Source organism: Paracoccus sp. T5 (assembly GCF_048538155.2).
Classification (GTDB): domain Bacteria; phylum Pseudomonadota; class Alphaproteobacteria; order Rhodobacterales; family Rhodobacteraceae; genus Paracoccus.
Genome location: NZ_CM135809.1, coordinates 2503281 through 2517887 on the forward strand (window position 1 = coordinate 2503281; position 14607 = coordinate 2517887).

The following is a 14607-nucleotide window of genomic DNA, read 5'->3' on the forward strand; positions in this document are numbered from 1 at the left end:
CCCCGCCTCAGCGCCGGCGCACATACAGCTCCAGCCGGTGATGGACGATCTCATAGCCCATCTCGGCCGCGATTTCGGCCTGCAGACGCTCGATCCGCTCGTCGCTGAACTCCATCACGGCGCCATTGTCCACGTCGATCATGTGGTCGTGATGGGTCTGGTCGGCGGCCTCCCACCGGGCGGGTTCGCCCTGGAACTCCAGCTTCTCGATGACGCCCTGTGCCTGCAGCGTGGTCAGCGTCCGATAGACGGTGGCCAGCGACACCCCCGCCCCCGCCGTCATCGCCCGGGCGTGCAGTTCGGCCGCGTCGGGATGATCCTCGGCCGCCGCGATCACCTGCAGCAGGGCCGCGCGCTGGCGCGTCACCCGCACCCCCGCCGCCCGCAGCGCCTTTTCCAACCGTGTCGCGCGTCCATCCGTCATGGTGCCATTCTGCCGCAGCGCGCCCTCAGTTGCAACTGGTTCGCAACTATTGACAGTTGCAAACGTTTCGCAGATAACGCCGGAAGGAGGCCGTCATGATCCGATACCTCGCTGCCCTGCTGCTGTTCCTTCCTGTGTCGGCCACGGCCGATCAGCTGAAGGTCGCCACCAGCTTCACGATCATCGCCGACATGGCACGCAATGTCGGGGGCGATCATGCCCAGGTCCACTCGATCACGCCTCCGGGCGCCGAGATCCATGGCTATCAACCGACGCCGGGCGACATCATCGGCCTGTCCGATGCTGACCTGGTGCTGGTGAACGGGCTGAACCTGGACCTCTGGGCGCAGCGTTTCCTGGATGGCATCGCCGATGTGCCGGTGGTGACGGTCACGGACGGGATCACGCCCATCCCGATCAGCGGCGGCGATTACGACGGCCAGCCCAACCCCCATGCCTGGATGGCGCTGGATTCCGCCCAAGTCTATGTCGACAACATCGCCGGGGCCATGGCTGCGGCCGATCCCGACAATGCCGCCGCCTATCGCGCCAATGCCGACAGCTACAAGCAGCAGATCGCCGAGGTGGTCGGCCCGCTCAGGGACCGCGCCCGCGCCCTGCCCCCGCAGCGCCGCTGGCTGGTGACCTCCGAGGGCGCATTCTCCTACCTTGCCCGCGACTTCGGCCTGCAGGAGCTGTTCCTGTGGCCCATCAACTCCGAAGGCCAGGGCACGCCGCAGCAGGTCCGCCGCCTGATTGACAGCATGCGCGACAGCGGCGCGCCGGTCATCTTCTCCGAGAGCACGGTGTCGGACCGGCCCGCACGGCGTATCGCGGCCGAGACGGGCGCCGACTATGGCGGCATCCTCTACGTGGACAGCCTGTCCGACGCCGACGGGCCGGTGCCGACCTACCTGGACCTGCTGCGCGTGACCTCCGAAGCCATCGTCGGACGGCTGGAAGATGAGTGACATGACCCCGGGGATAGAGGTCCGCGACCTGAGCGTCGCCTATCGCAACGGCCACAGGGCGCTGGCCCGTGCCGCGTTCAGCGTCCCGCAGGGCTCGGTCACGGCGCTGGTGGGCGTCAACGGGGCGGGCAAGTCGACGCTCTTCAAGGCGCTGATGGACCTGCTGCCCCATGCGACGGGCGAGGTGCGCATCCTCGGCCTGACGGTCCGCCAGGCCCTGGCCGGGAACCTGGTCGCCTATGTGCCGCAGGCCGAGGAGGTGGATTGGACCTTTCCGGTCCTGGTCGAGGATGTCGTGATGATGGGCCGCTACGGCCATATGGGGTTTTTGCGCCGCGCCCGCCCCGTTGACCGGCAGGCGGTCAGTGACGCCCTGACCCGCGTCGGCATGGCCGATTTCCGCCGCCGCCAGATCGGCGAGTTGTCGGGCGGCCAACGCAAGCGCGTCTTCCTGGCCCGGGCGCTCGCGCAGGAGGCGCGGGTGATCCTGCTGGACGAACCCTTCACCGGCGTCGACGTGCAGACCGAACAGACGATCATCACCCTGCTGCGCCAGATGCGCGACGAGGGGCGTGTCATGCTGGTCTCGACCCACGACCTGGGCTCGGTTCCCGAATATTGCGACCGCGTGGTGCTGGTCAAAGGCACCGTCCTGGCCTCCGGCCCGACCCAGACGACCTTCACCCCCCAGAACCTGCGCCTGGCCTTTGGCGGGACCCTGCGCCATTTCATGCTGGGCGGCGCCGACCTGCATGACGACGCCGATGCCCGCGCCGTCGACGTCTTTACCGACGACGAACGCCCGCTGATCTTCTATGACGACCGCCACCGCACCGGGGGCGGCGCATGACCGCATCTTGGTTGCAGAAATACCCCACGGGGGTGCCGGGGTGCAAAACCCCCGCGCGCGACGCCCGATGATCGACCTTGCCCTGACCCCCTTCACCTATGGCTACATGGCGACCGCGATCTGGGTCTCGGCGCTGGTCGGGGGCGTCTGCGCCTTTCTCTCGGCCTACCTGATGCTCAAGGGCTGGAGCCTGATCGGCGACGCCCTGTCGCATTCGATCGTGCCGGGCGTGGCCGGTGCCTACATGCTGGGCCTGCCCTTCGCGCTTGGCGCCTTCCTGTCGGGCGGTCTTGCGGCGCTGACCATGCTGTTTTTGAACAACCGCACGGGCCTGAAACAGGACGCGATCATCGGGTTGATCTTCACGGGCTTCTTCGGAATCGGCCTTTTCATGATCTCGCTGAACCCGGTCGCCGTCGACCTTCAGGCGATCACCATGGGCAATGTGCTGGCCATCGCCCCCGGGGACGTGGTCCAACTGGCCCTGATCGGAGGCGTCTCGCTGGTGATCCTGCTGGTCAAGTGGCGCGACCTGATGGTGGTCTTCTTCGACGAAAGCCACGCCCGGACCATCGGCCTGCACCCGCAGCGGCTGAAGGCGCTGTTCTTCACCCTGCTGGCGGGATCGACCGTCGCCGCGATGCAGACGGTGGGCGCCTTCCTGGTCATCGCGCTGGTCGTCACGCCGGGCGCCACGGCCTATCTGCTGACCGACCGCTTTCCCCGCCTGATCGCGATCAGCGTGACCATCGGCACGGTGACCTCGGCCATCGGCGCCTATGCCAGCTTTTTCCTGGACGGCGCCACCGGCGGCATCATCGTCACGCTGCAGACGCTGATCTTCCTGGCGGCCTTCGTCTTTGCCCCCACCCACGGCCTGCGCGCCGCCCGCCGCCGCGCCCGAGCCGCCATGACCGAGGGCGCATGACCAACATCCTGCTGCCCTTCAGCTATCCCGTCATGGCCGATGCCGCGCTGATCGCCGTCATCGTGGCGGTGCCGGCGGCGATGCTGTCCTGCTTTCTGGTCCTCAAGGGCTGGGCGCTGATGGGCGACGGGATCAGCCATGCGGTGCTGCCGGGGGTCGTGCTGGCCTATGCGGCGGGGGTGCCGCTGCTGGTCGGGGCCTTTATCGCGGGCATGATCTGCGCCCTGGCCTCGGGCTGGCTGGATGCCAACAGCCGCATCAAGCCCGACACCGCGCTGGGCGTGGTCATGTCGGGCCTTTTCGCCCTGGGCCTGATCCTCTTCACCGTCTTTCCGCCGGGCGTGCATCTGGACCATATCCTGTTCGGCAACATCCTGGGCATCGGCCCGGGTGATTTCGCCCAGGCTATCCCCATCGCCCTGGCCGTCACGCTGGCGCTGGCGCTGAAATGGCGCGACTTTGCGGTGCTGGCTTTCGACCCGGTCCAGGCGCGCGTGTCGGGACTGACGGTGGGCTGGCTGCATTACGGGATGCTGGCGATGATCGCGGCCAGCGTGGTGGCAATGCTGTCGGCGGTGGGGATCATCCTGGCCGTGGGCCTGCTGATCGCGCCCGGCGCCATCGCCTTTCTGATGACACGGCGGCTGTCGGTAATGCTGGTCTTGGCCGTGACCATCGCGGTCGGGGCCAGCCTGGCGGGCGTCTGGTCCAGCTTCTGGCTGGACAGCGCCCCGGCGCCCACCATCATCGTCATCCTGACGGCGCTTTTCGTGCTGGCCTTCCTGTGGCGGCAGATCGCCGACCGGCAAGGCTGACCCCTTCCCGCGCGCGCCCCCGCGTGCCAGCATCGCGACGCAACCGAAGGAGCCCGCCATGCTGCCCCCGCGCACCGATTTTCCCGACCGCTTCGTCTTTGGCGCCGCCACCTCGGCCTACCAGATCGAGGGCTCGGCCCAGGGCGGCGCGGGCCTGTCGCATTGGGACACATTTGCCGCCACCCCGGGCAACATCATGGACGACAGCAACGGCAGCCGGGCCTGCGATCACCTGAACCGCTGGCCCGAGGATCTGGACCTGATCCGCGACGCGGGCTTTGACGCCTATCGCTTCTCGACCTCCTGGGCGCGGGTGATGCCGGACGGGGTCAACGTGAACGCCGAGGGCCTTGATTTCTACGACCGGCTGGTCGACGGCATGCTGGACCGCGGGCTGCGGCCCTTTCTGACCTATCACCACTGGGACCTGCCGGCGGCACTGTCGGCCCAGGGCGGCTGGCAGAACCGCGACATCCCGGCCCGCTTTGCGGATCTGTGCGTCACGGTCAACGCCCGCATCGGCGACCGGGTGGAAAGCGCCGCCACCCTGAACGAGCCCTGGTGCATCGCCTGGCTGTCGCATTTCCTGGGCGCCCATGCCCCCGGCCTGCGCGACATCCGCGCCGCCAGCCGGGCCATGCACCATGTCCTGCTGGCCCATGGCACGGCGATCCGGGCGCTGCGGGCGGAGGGGGCCACCAACCTGGGCATCGTGCTGAACTTTGAAACCAGCCAGCCCGCCGACAACAGCCCCGCGGCCGAACGCGCGGCCGAAACCCAGGACGCGATCTACAACCAGTGGTTCATCCGCGCGCTGATGGGACAGGGCTATCCCGAGGCCGCGCTGGAGGGGATCGGCCCCCACCTGCCGCAGGGCTGGCAGCAGGACATGGACCTGATCGCGCAGCCGCTGGACTGGCTGGGCGTGAACTACTACACGCGCCGTCTTTATACCGGCAATGACGGGTTGTGGCCGCAGGCCGCCGAGGTTCCGGGGCCCCTGCCCAAGACCCAGATGGACTGGGAGATCCGCCCCGAGGGCCTGACCGAGTTCCTGACCCGGCTGGCGCGCGACCACACCGGCAGCCTGCCGCTCTATGTTACCGAAAACGGAATGGCGCTGGCGGCCGGGGCCGACATCGCCGACGATGCCCGGCGCGTGCAGTTCATCGCCGACCACCTGCGCGCCACCAAGGCCGCGATGGACCGGGGCGTGGACGTGCGCGGGTTCTTTTACTGGTCGCTGTTGGACAATTACGAATGGGGCTGGGGCTATGGCCCGCGCTTCGGACTGGTCCATGTCGATTACGACACGATGGCCCGCACGCCCAAGGCCAGCTGGCACGCCTTCCGGTCGATGTTGGGGGGCTAGACCGCCCCCTGCCGCGCCGCCTGCAGGATCATCCCGCTGGCCTTTTCGGCAATCATCGTCACCGGCGCATGGGTGTTGCCCGACACGATCGACGGCATGATCCCCGCATCCGCGATGCGCAGGCCCGACAGCCCGTGGACGCGCAGCTGCGGGTCCACCACCGCCATGGGGCCGGTCCCCATCCGGGTCGTGCCGACGGGGTGAAAGATCGTGGTGCCGATCTCTCCGGCGGCCCGCGCCAGATCCTCGTCGCTTTGCAGATGGGCGCCGGGCTTGACCTCCTGCGGCTGGAAGGCTGTCATGCGTTGCGTCTGCATCAGCCGCCGGGCGTGGCGCAGGCTGTCGATCGCCACCTGCCGGTCGGCGGGAGAGGACAGATAGCGGGGCGCGATCGCCGGACCCGCCGTCGGATCGGCCGAGGTGATATGGCAATGGCCGACGCTTTCAGGGCGCAGGTTGCAGACCGACACCGTCAGGCCGGAAAAATCGTCCAGCGGATCGCCGAACTTGCCCAGGGACAGCGGCTGGACGTGGTATTCGATGTTCGCGGTGTCGAACGCCTCCGATGATTTCGCGAAGATCCCCAGCTGGCTGGGCGCCATCGCCATCGGCCCCGTGCGGCGCAGCGCATATTCCAGCGCGATCCCCGCCTTGCCCCAGATGGTCCGCGCGCGGTCGTTCAGCGTGCGTGCGCCGGTGATGCGGAACACCGTGCGCAGCTGCAGGTGGTCCTGAAGGTTTTCGCCCACCCCCGGCAGGTCATGAACCGGGGCAATGCCAAGCGCCGCCAGACGCTCGGGCTGGCCGATGCCCGACAACTCCAGCAGCGCGGGCGAATTGATGGCGCCTGCGGACAGGATGACCTCGCCCCGGGCGCGGGCCAGGCGGCGCTGGCCGTGCTGGTCGAACAGGACGCCGGTGACGCGCCGCCCCTCCATCTGCAGGCGCAGGACCTGGGCATCCGTCTCGATCCGCAGGTTCGGGCGGCCGCGGGCGGGGTTCAGGAACGCCTTGCGCGCGTTCCAGCGGATGCCCTTGCGCTGCGTGACCGGAAAGTAGCCCACGCCCTCGTTGTTGCCGCAGTTGAAGTCGGGACAGGCCGGCAGGCCCAGCTCCTGCGCGGCCTCGGCCACGGCATCCAGGATCGGCCAGCGCAGCCGCTGGCGCTCGACGCGCAGCTCTCCCTGGTCGCCGTGCAGATCGCAGGCGGGTTCGTAATGGCGTTCCGTCGCGCGGAAATGCGGCAGCACGTCGTCCCAGCCCCAGCCCGGGTTGCCGGCCTGGCGCCAGCGGTCGTAATCCGCCGCCTGCCCGCGCATGTAGATCATGCCGTTGATCGACGAACAGCCCCCCAGCACGCGGCCGCGGGGATAGTTCAGGCGGCGGCCGTTCAGGCCGGGTTCGGCCTCGGTCTGATAGCACCAGTCCAGGGTCGGGTTGCCCATCGCGTAAAGATAGCCCACCGGCACATGCACCCAGAAGCGGTTGTCATGCCCGCCGGCCTCCAGCAGCAGGACCCGGTTGCGGGGATCGGCCGACAGGCGGTTGGCCAGCACGCAGCCGGCCGAACCCGCCCCCACGATGACATAGTCGTAATCGCCGAAATCCTGCATCTGCCCCTCCATCCCCGCGGGCAAGGCTAGTGGCGCGGGGCGGTGGCGGCAAGCCGGGGTGGCGGATCTGTCGCGGTTGCGGGCAGGGGCCGGGCGGGATATCTGGCAGGGGCCTCACGTGACCGGAAGGACCGTCATGATCGTCATCATCGCCGCCATCATCGGCGCACTTCTGGGCTGGCGCCGCGCCGGCAGGCTGGGCGGAAACCGTCGCGACCGGGTGCAATATGCCATTGCCTTTGCGCTTGGCTTTGCGATGATCGGCCTCTTCGCCACGATCTTCGTTCACCGGATGGCCTGATGTTCCTGCCCTTTCTCGACAACCTGCGCCGGCAAGGAGTTCCGGTCTCGTTGCGGGAATGGCTGGACCTGATGGCCGGCCTGCAGGCCGGGATCGGCGGCTGGACGGTCGAGGGCTTTTATGGCCTGGCCCGCTTGGTGCTGGTCAAGGACGAGCGGCACCTGGACCGGTTCGATCGCGCGTTCTCGGAAAGCTTTTCCGGGCTGGAGGAGATCCCGGTCAAGGCGCTGGTGAACGAACGCGCCCTGCCGCGCGAATGGCTGGAAAAGCTGGCCGAAAAGCTGCTGAGCGACGAGGAGAAGGCCGCCATCCAGGGCAGCGGCAGCTTTGAGGCGCTGATGGAGAAGCTGCGCGAAAGGCTGGCTGAACAGCAGAGCCGCCACCAGGGCGGCAACAAGTGGATCGGCACCGCAGGCACTTCGCCCTTTGGCGCCTATGGCTACAACCCCGAAGGGGTGCGGATCGGCCAGCACGAGAGCCGCCACCGCCGCGCGGTCAAGGTCTGGGACAAGCGCGAATTCCGCGACTTCGACGACCGGGTCGAGCTGGGCACCCGCAACATCAAGGTGGCGCTGAAGCGCCTGCGCCAATGGGCCCGCCACGGCGCCGCCGAGGAACTGGACCTGCCCGGCACGATCCGCGCCACCGCAGATCACGGCTATATCGACGTCAAGACCCGCCCCGAGCGCAGGAACGCCGTCAAGGTACTGCTGTTTCTGGACGTGGGCGGCAGCATGGACGACCATATCCGCGTCGTGGACGAGCTGTTTTCGGCCGCGCGGTCCGAGTTCAAGCACATGCAGCACTTTTATTTCCACAACTGCCTTTATGAAGGGGTGTGGACCGACAACCACCGCCGCTGGACCGAACAGACGCCCACCTGGGACGTGCTGCACCGCTTTGGCCGCGACTACAAATGCATCTTCGTCGGCGACGCCTCGATGTCGCCCTACGAGATCGCGGTGCCGGGCGGCGCCAGCGAACACTGGAACCCCGAGGCCGGCGAGGTCTGGCTGCGCCGCCTGGCCGAGACCTGGCCCGACCATGTCTGGCTGAACCCCGTGCCCGAACAGCATTGGGGCCATACCCAATCCATCGGCATGGTCGGGCAGATCTTTCCCGACCGGATGATGCCGCTGACGCTGGACGGGCTGACGCGGGCCATGCGGCTCTTGGGATAATCCGCCGCAGGGATCTGGCGGGCCGCAGGACCTGCGCCCATATTGGCACCATGCTGAAGTTCGCGCCGATCCTGCTGCTGATCCTTTATGTGGCCGCCATGTGGTTCTTTTCCGCATGGCGCCTGAAGCAGGACCTGAACCAGAAATCGACGCCGCTGCGCCATCCGCGCCTGACCCCGATGCTGGAGCGGCTTGGCCGCGCGATGGGCGTGCCGCCGATCCAAGCCCATATCTATGAGGTCGAGCCGGTGAACGGGCTGGCCGCCCCCGACGGGCGCATCTTCCTGACCCGCGGCTTCATCCGCAAGCTGGACGCCTGCGAGGTCAGCGCCGAGGAAATCGCCAGCGTCATCGCGCATGAGCTGGGCCATGTCAGCCTGGGCCATGCCCGGCGGCGGATGATCGACTTTGCCGGGCAGAACGCGATCCGGCTGGCACTGGCGGGGGTGCTGGGGCGGTTCCTGCCCGGCATCGGTGCCTGGATTGCCAGCGCGGTGGCCACCGCCGTCGCAGCCCGCCTGTCGCGGCAGGACGAATTCGAGGCCGACCGCTTTGCCAGCGCCCTGATGATCAAGGCGGGCTTCGGGACGGGGCCGCAAAAGGACCTGTTCCGCAAGCTGGACCGCCTGACCGGGCAATCGGGCGCAGGCGCCCCGGCCTGGTTCCTGTCGCATCCCCCGGTCGCCAAGCGCATTGCCGCGATCGAGGCGCATGAGGCGCGCTGGCAGGCCCGCTGAGCCCGTTCCAAGGGCTTGTCGCAGCAGGCGTTTCTCCTATGCTGCGCTGCGACAGAAAGGCCAGCCATGACCCGCCCCTTCCGCCGCCGCGTGCTGTACCTGCCGGGCTTCGACCCCATCCCCCCCCGCCGCTACCGCGAACTCTATCGCCGCGAGGGGGCCGAGCAGGCGCGGCTGTCGGGCTACCAGCTGGCGCTGCGGCCGGGCGGTGCGGATCGCAGGCGCTTTGCCTGGGCGGCCGACACGACCATCGACGGCCACAAGGCCGAGGCGCAGGTCGAGGTGCTGGTCTGGTCCGACCTGGTGCAGGCGTCGATGCGGCAGGGGATCGCCGGCACCTACCTGCAACTGGTGCGGACCGCCTGGACCTATGTCGCGACCGGTGCGCTGTGGCGGCTGGCGCGGCTGCGGCGCGGACCGGTGATCGCGGCGCTTTATCCCATCGCGGTGCTTCTGGCGCAGCTGGGGCTGGCCCTGCTGGCGGGCAGCCTTGCGGCATGGGCGGTCGCGGCCCTGGGCGGTGCCTGGCTGGCCCTGCCCGTCGGCGTGCTGGTGGCGGGGGCGGTCCTGTGGCTGGGGCGGCGGCTGGATCACCGGCTCTTTGCCTATTACCTGATGCATGACTATGCCTTCACCGCGGCGCACCAGGGCGCCTATCCCCCCGCGCTGGAGGAGCGGCTGGCCCAGTTCCGGCAGCGCCTGGCGCAGACGCTGGACGAGGATCTGGACGAGGTGCTGGTCGTCGGGCATTCCTCGGGGGCCTATCTGGCGGTCTCGCTGCTGGCGGACCTGCTGCGCGACCGCCCGGCGCGGCCGGACGGCCCGGCTTTGGCGCTGATGACCCTTGGGCATGTGGTTCCCATGGCGGCTTTCCTGCCCGGCGCGGCGCGGCTGCGGGCGGACCTGGCCTTCCTGTCGCAGGCGCCGGACATCTTCTGGCTGGACGTGACCGCGCCCGGCGATGCCTGCTGCTTTGCCCTTTGCGATCCGGTGGCGGTCTGTGGCGAGGCGGGGCCGCGGCAACGCTGGCCGCTGGTCATCTCGGCCGCCTATACCCACACCCTGTCGCCGGAACGGCAGAAGGCAATCCGCCACCGCTGGTTCCGACTGCATTTCCAGTATCTTTGCGCCTTCGACCGGCCGGGTGATTACGACTATTTCGCCATCACCGCGGGGCCCCTGACCCTGGCCGAACGCTTTGCCGGGCGCAAGCCATCGCCCGGCAGGATCACCCGGCCGGTGGGGGCGCGCCCGTGACGCCGCCGCCGGCGCCACGTCCCCCCGGCGCCGAGGGGCGCGGCACCCTGCTGGGCCTGATGCGGGGCTTTCGCCGCGACCTGCTGTCGGCCCTGCCCGAGCGGCTCTATCGCGCCTGGATGGCTGAATTCCGCACCCCGCTGATCCACAGCTTCTTCTGCAACGACCCCGCCCTGATCCGCCTGATCCTGCAGGAGCGTCCCGGTGATTTCCCGAAATCGAACCGGATGCGCGAAGGGCTGGCCCCGTTGCTGGGGAATGGCGTCTTCATCAGCAACGGCGAGGATTGGGCGCGTCAGCGGCGCATCATCGACCCCGCCTTTGAGGGGGGGCGCCTGCGCCACAGCCATGCGGCGATCCTGGATGCCGCCCGCGCCGCCGCCGCCCGCCTTGCGCCGGGCGAGGTGGACGTGGAGCCGCATTCCGCCCATGCCGCCGCCGACGTGATCTTTCGCACGCTGTTTTCCCTGCCGATCGAGGATGCGGTCGCGGCCCAGGTCTTTCACGCCTTCCGCGCCCATCAGGAGGCGCAGCCGCTGATAAACCTGGCGGCGCTGCTGCCCCTGCCCCGCTGGCTGCCGCGCCCGCATTCGCGCCGCACCCGCGCCACGGCCGGCCGCATCCGGGGGCTGATCCAGACCCTGGTCGCCGACCGGATGGAGGCGATTCGCCAAGGTCGCGCGCCCCAGGACCTGGCCACCAAGATCATGACCACTCGGGACCCAGAAACCGGCCAGTGCTTTTCCCAGGCCGAGATGGTCGACCAGGTCGCGGTGATGTTCCTGGCGGGACACGAGACCAGCGCCTCGGTCCTGGGCTGGGCGCTGTGGCTGCTGGCCGCGCATCCGGAGTGGCAGGACCGGGTCGCCGCCGAGGCGCATCTGCTGACCGATGATTTCGGCAGCCTCTCCGGCCTCAGGGCCACCCGCGCCGTCTTTCGCGAGGCGCTGCGGCTTTATCCCGCCGTCGCGATGTTCGTCCGCGAGGCCACGCTGCCCGAAACCTTCCGCGACCGCCCCGTGCCCCGGGGGGCGCAGCTGGTGGTCTCGCCCTGGCACCTGCACCGCCACCAGCGCCTGTGGGACCGGCCCGACAGCTTCGATCCGGGTCGGTGGGACACGCCCGAGGGCAAGGTTAGCGCCCGCGCGGCCTATCTGCCGTTTTCGGCGGGGCCGCGCGCCTGCCCCGGGGCGGGACTGGCCATGGCCGAGGGCGTCGTGATGCTGGCCACGATCGTCGGGGCCTGGCGGTTGCAGCCCACCGACCGCATCCCGCAGCCGGTCGCCCGCCTGACGATCCGGGCGCGCGACGGGATCTGGCTGCGCCTGTTGCCGCGCCCTTAGCGGAACAGGACCAGCGATCCTGGCGACCACGCCAGGCGGGTGCGGGTGCCGACCTCCTGGATGTCGCGGCCAAAGACGTTGCGCATCGAGATCCGCACCGTCCGCGCCTTGCCGTCCACCCGCGCCGAACCGTCCAGCCGCAGGTCATAATAGGTCATGTCGCCGTAATAGACGACCTCGTCGATGGTCGCGCTGGTCTCGCGCGGCTGCGCGTGCGTAGCGGTCGGCCCGACTAGCGTCATCGTCTCGGGGCGGAACCCGATCATCGGCCCCTCGTCGTCGGGGCTGGCGCGGCTGACCTGGGCGGCCGGCAGTTCGACCCGGCCCAAACCTGCCACGTCCGCCGTCACGGTGCCGCCCCGTTCGGACAGGATCTCGGCCGGCAGGAAGTTCATCACGCCGATGAAATCCGCGACCCTTCGCGTCGCCGGGCGGGCGTAGAGCGCCTCGGGCCCGTCCAGCTGCGCGATCTCGCCCTCGAACATGACGGCGATGCGGTCGGACATGACCAGCGCCTCCTCCTGGTCATGGGTGACCAGGACAAAGGTGATGCCGACCTGTCGCTGCAGCTTGATCAGCTCGACCTGCATCTGTTCGCGCATCTTTCGGTCCAGCGCGGACAGGGGCTCGTCCAGCAGCAGCACCTTGGGTTTCAGGATCAGCGCACGGGCCAGGGCCACCCGCTGGCGCTGCCCGCCCGACAGCGCGTGGGCCGACCGCGCGCCATAGCCCTTCAGGCCGACCATCGCCAGCGCCTCCTCGACCGCGGCGGCCTTGTCGGCCTTGGACCGGGGATCGCGACGCAGGCCGAAGGCCACGTTTTCCGCGACCGTCAGATGCGGAAAGATGGCATAGGACTGGAACACCATGTTGGTGGGCCGCTTGTTCGCCGGCACCTCGCCCATGTCGCGACCGTCGATCAGCACGACGCCGCTGCTGATGTCCTCGAACCCGGCGATGGTGCGCAGCAGCGTGGTCTTGCCGCAGCCCGACGGGCCCAGCAGCGAAAAGAACTCGCCCGCGCGGATGGTCAGGTCGATGCCCCGCAGCGCATGATAGTCGCCATAGTATTTCTGGACGCCCTTGCATTCGATCATGGGCTTTGGCGCGTCGGTCACATCAGGCCTCCGGTCGGGGAGCCGCCGATGCGGGCATTGCCCCGGCGGCGGAAATATTCGCCGATCGCCAGCAGGACGACCGAGATGACGACCAGCACCGTCCCAAGCGCCATGATGACGGGGATCGCGCGTGGAAAGCGCAGCTGGCTGAAGATGTAGGTGGGCAGCGTCGGCTCGGTCCCGGCCAGGAAGAAGGCGATGATGAACTCGTCCAGGCTGATCGTGAACGAGATCAGCAGCGCGCTGATGATCCCCGGCATGACCAGGGGCAGCGTCACCAGGCGGAACGCCCCCCACCTGCTTTCGCCCAGGTCATAGGCGGCCTCTTCCAGGGACCGGTCCAGGCTGGAAAAGGCGGTGGAGAGGATCGCGATCGCATAGGGCATGCAGATCAGCGTGTGCCCCAGGATCACCGTCAGGATCGACAGCTGGACGCCCAGGCCCAGCAGGACCACCAGCAGCGACATGGCCACGATGATCTCGGGCAGGACCATCGGCAGCATGATAAAGCCCATCATCCCGCCCCTGCCCGGAAAGGTGAAGCGGGTCGAGGCGCGGGCCGCGAAGATCCCCAGGCAGGTCGCCAGGATCGAGGCCGAGACGGCGATGGTCAGCGAATTCGTCAGCGCGCGCCGCAGCGTGGCATTGCCCCACATCTGCGCGAACCAGTCGGTCGTGAAGCCCTGCAGCGGAAAGGCGATGATCGTGCCGGAATTGAAGGCAAAGATCGGCAAAAGCAGGATCGGCGCATAAAGGAACAGCAAGTACAGCACCGCATAGGCCTGCAGGCCGCGGCCGCGGGAACGGTTCATTGGCGCACCTTCAGGAAGCGGCGGTTCAGCGCCAGGAAGATCAGGCTGACCACCGCCACGATCAGCATCGTCGTGACCGCCAGCGCCGAGCCCAGGGGCCGGTTGTCCAGCGCCAGCATCTGCACCTGGATCAGGTTGGCGATCATCGGGATCTTGCCGCCGCCGATCACCTCGGGCGTGACGTAGTCGCCGATGGTGGGGATGAAGACGATCAGCACGGCGGCGATGACGCCCGGCATGGCCAGGGGCAGCGTCACCCGCCAGAAGGTCATCGCCCGGCTTTCGCCCAGGTCGCGCCCGGCCTCCAGCAGGGAGCGGTCGATCTTTTCCAGCGCCACGAAGATCGGCAGGATCGCAAAGGGCGCATAGGCATGGGCCAGCGTGATCACGATCGAATTGACGTTGTAGAGGATGAAGGTCAGCGGCTCGTCGATGATCCCGAGGCCCGTCAGCGACGAATTGACGACGCCGTTATAGCCCAGGATCACCTTCCACAGGAACACCCGGATCAGGTAGCTGGTCCAGAAGGGGATGGTGATCAGGAACAGCCACATCGCCTTTTTTTCGGGGCGCACCATGAAGCTGACGTAATAGGCGACGGGAAAGGCCAGCAGCACGGTGGCCAGCGTCACCACCCCCGCCACGATCAGCGAGCGCATCATCACCACCCGCACGATCGGGTCGGTCAGGACCTGCAGGTAATTGTCCAGCGTCAGTTCGCGCAGCACCTCGAGGTAGCCGTCGGTCAGGAAGCTGTAGGCCAGGATCGTCAGCAGGGGCGCCGCCAGGATCAGCAGCGCGTAAAGGAACGGCGGCGCGATCAGCGACAGCCCAGCCTTTGCCTCCGCGTCGAGTTTGGCCCTGGCCATCGCATCCCTTCCCTGC

General features: G+C 68.5%; 15 protein-coding genes. 10 read left to right on the forward strand and 5 right to left on the reverse strand.

The features are described from left to right. Positions 1-7: 7 nt before the first annotated feature. On the reverse strand, positions 8-424 hold the full coding sequence (locus ACNR9W_RS12280; RefSeq protein ID WP_419268937.1) for a Fur family transcriptional regulator: 417 nt from the start codon (positions 422-424) through the stop codon (positions 8-10). 95 nt (positions 425-519) lie between these two features. On the opposite strand from ACNR9W_RS12280, the gene ACNR9W_RS12285 reads away from it, so the two are divergent. The 5 genes from ACNR9W_RS12285 to ACNR9W_RS12305 all read left to right on the forward strand — a co-directional run bounded on the left by ACNR9W_RS12285 (position 520) and on the right by ACNR9W_RS12305 (position 5360). Next, positions 520-1395 carry a metal ABC transporter substrate-binding protein gene (locus ACNR9W_RS12285; RefSeq protein ID WP_419268938.1) on the forward strand — a complete coding sequence of 292 codons (876 nt, stop codon included), beginning with the start codon at positions 520-522 and terminating at the stop codon, positions 1393-1395. Beyond that, positions 1388-2245: a manganese/iron ABC transporter ATP-binding protein gene (locus ACNR9W_RS12290; RefSeq protein WP_419268939.1), complete on the forward strand. Its 858-nt coding sequence runs from the start codon at positions 1388-1390 to the stop codon at positions 2243-2245. The genes ACNR9W_RS12285 and ACNR9W_RS12290 overlap by 8 nt, the downstream gene beginning before the upstream one ends. A gap of 67 nt (positions 2246-2312) precedes the next feature. Continuing rightward, positions 2313-3173, forward strand: coding sequence for a metal ABC transporter permease (locus ACNR9W_RS12295; RefSeq protein WP_419268940.1), 861 nt, complete (start codon positions 2313-2315; stop codon positions 3171-3173). Then, on the forward strand, positions 3170-3988 hold the full coding sequence (locus ACNR9W_RS12300) for a metal ABC transporter permease (RefSeq protein ID WP_419268941.1): 819 nt from the start codon (positions 3170-3172) through the stop codon (positions 3986-3988). The genes ACNR9W_RS12295 and ACNR9W_RS12300 overlap by 4 nt, the downstream gene beginning before the upstream one ends. Positions 3989-4046: 58 nt before the next feature. Next, on the forward strand, positions 4047-5360 hold the full coding sequence (locus ACNR9W_RS12305) for a GH1 family beta-glucosidase (RefSeq protein WP_419268943.1): 1314 nt from the start codon (positions 4047-4049) through the stop codon (positions 5358-5360). Here the strand turns inward: ACNR9W_RS12305 and ACNR9W_RS12310 are convergent. Beyond that, the gene (locus tag ACNR9W_RS12310) at positions 5357-6973 is read right to left on the reverse strand and encodes a GMC family oxidoreductase (RefSeq protein ID WP_419268944.1); all 1617 of its coding nucleotides are present in this window, start codon (positions 6971-6973) and stop codon (positions 5357-5359) included. The genes ACNR9W_RS12305 and ACNR9W_RS12310 overlap by 4 nt on opposite strands. A 118-nt stretch (positions 6974-7091) precedes the next feature. On the opposite strand from ACNR9W_RS12310, the gene ACNR9W_RS12315 reads away from it, so the two are divergent. The 5 genes from ACNR9W_RS12315 (at position 7092) to ACNR9W_RS12335 (ending at position 11792) form a co-directional block, all read left to right on the forward strand. Continuing rightward, positions 7092-7274 carry a hypothetical protein gene (locus ACNR9W_RS12315; protein ID WP_419268946.1) on the forward strand — a complete coding sequence of 61 codons (183 nt, stop codon included), beginning with the start codon at positions 7092-7094 and terminating at the stop codon, positions 7272-7274. Then, a complete protein-coding gene (locus ACNR9W_RS12320) occupies positions 7274-8455 on the forward strand; it encodes a vWA domain-containing protein (RefSeq protein ID WP_419268947.1) in 1182 nt (393 codons plus the stop codon). The genes ACNR9W_RS12315 and ACNR9W_RS12320 overlap by 1 nt, the downstream gene beginning before the upstream one ends. Positions 8456-8505: 50 nt before the next feature. Continuing rightward, positions 8506-9192, forward strand: a complete 687-nt coding sequence (locus ACNR9W_RS12325; RefSeq protein ID WP_419268948.1) for a M48 family metallopeptidase — start codon at positions 8506-8508, stop codon at positions 9190-9192. A gap of 66 nt (positions 9193-9258) precedes the next feature. Further along, positions 9259-10449, forward strand: coding sequence for a hypothetical protein (locus ACNR9W_RS12330; protein ID WP_419268949.1), 1191 nt, complete (start codon positions 9259-9261; stop codon positions 10447-10449). After that, the gene (locus ACNR9W_RS12335; RefSeq protein WP_419268950.1) at positions 10446-11792 is read left to right on the forward strand and encodes a cytochrome P450; all 1347 of its coding nucleotides are present in this window, start codon (positions 10446-10448) and stop codon (positions 11790-11792) included. The genes ACNR9W_RS12330 and ACNR9W_RS12335 overlap by 4 nt, the downstream gene beginning before the upstream one ends. Here the strand turns inward: ACNR9W_RS12335 and ACNR9W_RS12340 are convergent. Genes ACNR9W_RS12340 through ACNR9W_RS12350 form a run of 3 tightly spaced genes read right to left on the reverse strand, consistent with a single transcriptional unit; the run spans position 11789 to position 14591 of the window. Beyond that, entirely contained in the window at positions 11789-12910 is a 1122-nt protein-coding gene (locus ACNR9W_RS12340; protein ID WP_419268951.1) for an ABC transporter ATP-binding protein, read from the reverse strand. The two genes, ACNR9W_RS12335 and ACNR9W_RS12340, sit on opposite strands and share 4 nt — an antisense overlap. Next, positions 12907-13722, reverse strand: coding sequence for an ABC transporter permease (locus tag ACNR9W_RS12345; protein WP_419268952.1), 816 nt, complete (start codon positions 13720-13722; stop codon positions 12907-12909). The genes ACNR9W_RS12340 and ACNR9W_RS12345 overlap by 4 nt, the downstream gene beginning before the upstream one ends. Continuing rightward, positions 13719-14591 (reverse strand): ABC transporter permease, encoded by an 873-nt coding sequence (locus tag ACNR9W_RS12350; protein WP_419268955.1) that lies wholly within the window; start codon positions 14589-14591, stop codon positions 13719-13721. The genes ACNR9W_RS12345 and ACNR9W_RS12350 overlap by 4 nt, the downstream gene beginning before the upstream one ends. Positions 14592-14607: the final 16 nt, after the last annotated feature.

Coding starts and splice junctions, on each gene's coding strand:
- ACNR9W_RS12280 (WP_419268937.1), bottom strand. CDS start 424: ATGACGGATGGACGCGCGACACGGTTGGAAAAGGCGCTGCGGGCGGCG.
- ACNR9W_RS12285 (WP_419268938.1), top strand. CDS start 520: ATGATCCGATACCTCGCTGCCCTGCTGCTGTTCCTTCCTGTGTCGGCC.
- ACNR9W_RS12290 (WP_419268939.1), top strand. CDS start 1,388: ATGAGTGACATGACCCCGGGGATAGAGGTCCGCGACCTGAGCGTCGCC.
- ACNR9W_RS12295 (WP_419268940.1), top strand. CDS start 2,313: ATGATCGACCTTGCCCTGACCCCCTTCACCTATGGCTACATGGCGACC.
- ACNR9W_RS12300 (WP_419268941.1), top strand. CDS start 3,170: ATGACCAACATCCTGCTGCCCTTCAGCTATCCCGTCATGGCCGATGCC.
- ACNR9W_RS12305 (WP_419268943.1), top strand. CDS start 4,047: ATGCTGCCCCCGCGCACCGATTTTCCCGACCGCTTCGTCTTTGGCGCC.
- ACNR9W_RS12310 (WP_419268944.1), bottom strand. CDS start 6,973: ATGCAGGATTTCGGCGATTACGACTATGTCATCGTGGGGGCGGGTTCG.
- ACNR9W_RS12320 (WP_419268947.1), top strand. CDS start 7,274: ATGTTCCTGCCCTTTCTCGACAACCTGCGCCGGCAAGGAGTTCCGGTC.
- ACNR9W_RS12325 (WP_419268948.1), top strand. CDS start 8,506: ATGCTGAAGTTCGCGCCGATCCTGCTGCTGATCCTTTATGTGGCCGCC.
- ACNR9W_RS12330 (WP_419268949.1), top strand. CDS start 9,259: ATGACCCGCCCCTTCCGCCGCCGCGTGCTGTACCTGCCGGGCTTCGAC.
- ACNR9W_RS12345 (WP_419268952.1), bottom strand. CDS start 13,722: ATGAACCGTTCCCGCGGCCGCGGCCTGCAGGCCTATGCGGTGCTGTAC.
- ACNR9W_RS12350 (WP_419268955.1), bottom strand. CDS start 14,591: ATGGCCAGGGCCAAACTCGACGCGGAGGCAAAGGCTGGGCTGTCGCTG.